Origin of the sequence: Vulcanococcus sp. (assembly GCF_044369115.1) — a bacterium.
Taxonomy (GTDB): Bacteria; Cyanobacteriota; Cyanobacteriia; order PCC-6307; family Cyanobiaceae; genus Vulcanococcus.
In genome coordinates, this window is sequence record NZ_JBIPMN010000241.1 from 1 (window position 1) to 2,813 (window position 2,813).

General features: G+C 67.6%; 3 protein-coding genes. 1 reads left to right on the forward strand and 2 read right to left on the reverse strand.

What is annotated here, in order from left to right; all coding sequences use genetic code 11:
- Together ACIQ2E_RS13860 and ACIQ2E_RS13865 are read right to left on the reverse strand one after the other, a co-directional pair.
- Nucleotides 1-1,126: FtsW/RodA/SpoVE family cell cycle protein (locus ACIQ2E_RS13860; RefSeq protein WP_398331760.1), on the reverse strand; the 1,126-nt coding region annotated here is incomplete at its 3' end.
- Nucleotides 1,123-2,226, reverse strand: coding sequence for an Mrp/NBP35 family ATP-binding protein (locus tag ACIQ2E_RS13865; protein ID WP_398331754.1), 1,104 nt, complete (start codon nucleotides 2,224-2,226; stop codon nucleotides 1,123-1,125). The genes ACIQ2E_RS13860 and ACIQ2E_RS13865, both read right to left, overlap by 4 nt.
- A 178-nt stretch (nucleotides 2,227-2,404) precedes the next feature.
- Here ACIQ2E_RS13865 and ACIQ2E_RS13870 point away from each other — a divergent pair.
- A partial coding sequence (locus ACIQ2E_RS13870) for a coproporphyrinogen III oxidase (RefSeq protein WP_398331757.1) occupies nucleotides 2,405-2,813 on the forward strand: 409 nt, incomplete at its 3' end.

The following is a 2,813-nucleotide window of genomic DNA, read 5'->3' on the forward strand; positions in this document are numbered from 1 at the left end:
CCTGGAACATCACCATCGCTCCCAGGCCCACCACCACCAGCGACTCCACATCGCTGCGGGCCTTGCCAGCGATCTGCAGCAGGCGCCAGATCCAGAACACAAAGCCCAGCACCGCCAACACTGAACCCACAAAGCCAAGCTCCTCGCCCAGGGCGCTGAAAATGAAGTCGGTGTGCTGCTCCGGGATAAAGCGCAGCAGGGTGAGATGGCCCTGCAGCAAGCCCGTGCCGAACCAGCCTCCTGAGCCAATGCCCACCGTGCTCTGCAGGAGGTGATAGCCCCCACCCAGCGGATCCTTATTGGGATCGAGGAACAGGGTGAGGCGATCGCGCTGGTGGGGTTGCAGGAAGTTGTTCCACAACCACGGGGTGGCCACGGCGAAGAGCCCCTGCACCCCGAGCACCAGCGCGAGTCCGGCGCGCTTCCAGGGAAGGCTCTTCCAGGCCAACAGGCCCATGGCCGGAATCCACGCCAACAGCAGCCACGGGAACACCCCCGCCACGATCGCCGTGACCACCGGCGAGAGAAACAGGGCCACCCAGCTGCCGGGCATGCCCGACCAAAACATCATCACCAGCAGCACCGCTCCAAACACCAAGGAGGTGCCCAGATCGGGCTGCACCAACACCAGCAGCCAGGGGAAACTGATGATCGCCACCGGCCGCACCAGATCAACCGGGCGCTCCACCGGATGGCGCGAGAGCACCCGTGCCAGCAGCAGGATTGCGCCGATCTTGGCGAACTCCGAGGGCTGCACATGGAAGCCGGCGATGTTGATCCAGCTCTGGGCGCCGAGGGCACTCACCCCCACCACCCGCACCGCAATCAGACTGGCCACCGTGACGCCATAAATCACCCAGGGCCAGCGGGTGATGCTCTCCACCGGCACGCGCGCCAGGCCCAAGGCAATGGCCAATCCCACCGCCGCCGTGATCCAGTGCTGATACCAATCGGCGTAATCCGCCTGGCGCTGGGTGCTGGCGATCAGGATCCCCGACACGAAAATCATCGCCAGGGGGATCCACCAGAGCAGCTTGTCGACGCGGTCGACCCAGCGGCGCCGACGCGCCCCGCCGGCCGCGAACATGGCGCTGCGGCGCCGGCCCCAAAGCCCCAGCAGGGTCATGCGGCGGCCGCCAGCGACAGACATGCCGCCAGATCGCGGAACGCCTGGGCGGTGGCTGATTGCGGAGCACTGAGCACCGCCGGCCGGCCACCGTCACCGCCCTGCACCACCGCCAGTTCCATCGGCAACTGCGCCAACAGCGGTACCCCACTCTCCTGCGCCAGCTGAGCGCCGCCACCTGAGCCGAACAGCTCGTAGCGCTTCTCGGGCGCATCGGGCGGGATGAAGGCCGTCATGTTCTCCACGACGCCCAGAACGGGCACCGCGAGCTGCTGGAACATCGCCAAGCCGCGGCGCGCATCCTGCAGCGACACCATCTGCGGCGTGGTGACGATGATCACGCCCGCCATCGGCACCGCCTGGGCCAGGCTGAGCTGGGCATCGCCGGTGCCGGGGGGCAGATCCACCACGAGCACGTCGCGTTCACCCCACTCCACCTGATACAGGAACTGGCGAATGATGCCGTTGAGCATCGGGCCGCGCCAAATCACCGGCTGATCCGCATCGATCAGCAGCCCCATCGACACCATCGCGATGCCGCAGCTCTCCAGCGGCGTGAGGATCTGGGCATTGCCGCTGCCGCTCACCTGCGGGGTTTGATCCGCTACCCCGAGCATCGTGGGAGCGTTGGGGCCGTAGATATCAGCATCGAGCAGGCCCACCTTCAGGCCGGAGGCCGCCAGGGCACAGGCGAGGTTCACGGCCACAGTGCTCTTGCCCACACCACCTTTGCCGCTGCTCACAGCAATCACCTGCTTCACACCGGGAATCGACTGCTTCTCAGGCCCGCCGCCGCCATGGCCAGCCGCACCGATCGGGGCCTGCTGATGGGCAGCCGCCGGAGCCGGCGGGGGCGCCAGCTCAATCTGCACATCATCGATGCCGCCCAACTGCAGCAGGGCACCGCGGGCATCGGCCGCGATGCGCTCGCGCTGGGCATTGGCATACCCGGGCAGAGCCAGGCGGAACACCACGCGGGTGTTCTGCACGCGCACCTGCTGAATCCATTCCAGCTCCAGCAGGCTGCGGCCGCTGCCGGCATCGGTGAGGGGCTCGAGGGCGGCGAGGGCCTGGGCTAAGGCCTGATCTGCGCTGGCCATCGGGCGGGAGGAAAGGATCCGGATCTTAGAAGCGGTGGATGGAGGTGCCTGAGGCGCAGCCGTAGCCGCTGCGGGCCTACCGCAATCGGGATCACGAACCCTCTCGAAAGCTTGTGCCTCGGCCCGTTGAGCTGAAAAGGTGAGGCGGTTTGCCTGAGCCCCCCGGGCGGTTGCACTGATGTTGAAGGGCCTGCTGTCGCGAGCCAAAGCCAAGCTGGGCAGCGCCTCCGCCGCCACGCCAACCCTGGAAGCGCCGCCGGCCGATTCACGCCAGCGGGCCAAGGCGCTGCTGATGGGCCTGCAGGATTCGATCTGCGCAGGCCTGGAGCAACTCGATGGCACCGGCCGCTTTGCGGAGGAGAGCTGGGTGCGGCCCGAGGGCGGCGGCGGCCGCTCCCGCGTGATGAAGGGCGGCCGCGTGTTCGAGCAGGGCGGCGTGAACTTCTCGGAGGTGGAAGGCAGTGAGTTGCCGCCCTCGATCCTCAGCCAGCGCCCGGAAGCCAAGGGCCACCGCTGGTTCGCCACCGGCACCTCGATGGTGCTGCACCCGCGCAACCCCTACATCCCCACCGTTCACCTCAACTACC

What these genes read in the sequence shown, in the direction of transcription:
- ACIQ2E_RS13865 (WP_398331754.1), bottom strand. Translation starts at nt 2,226, where the DNA reads ATGGCCAGCGCAGATCAGGCCTTAGCCCAGGCCCTCGCCGCCCTCGAG.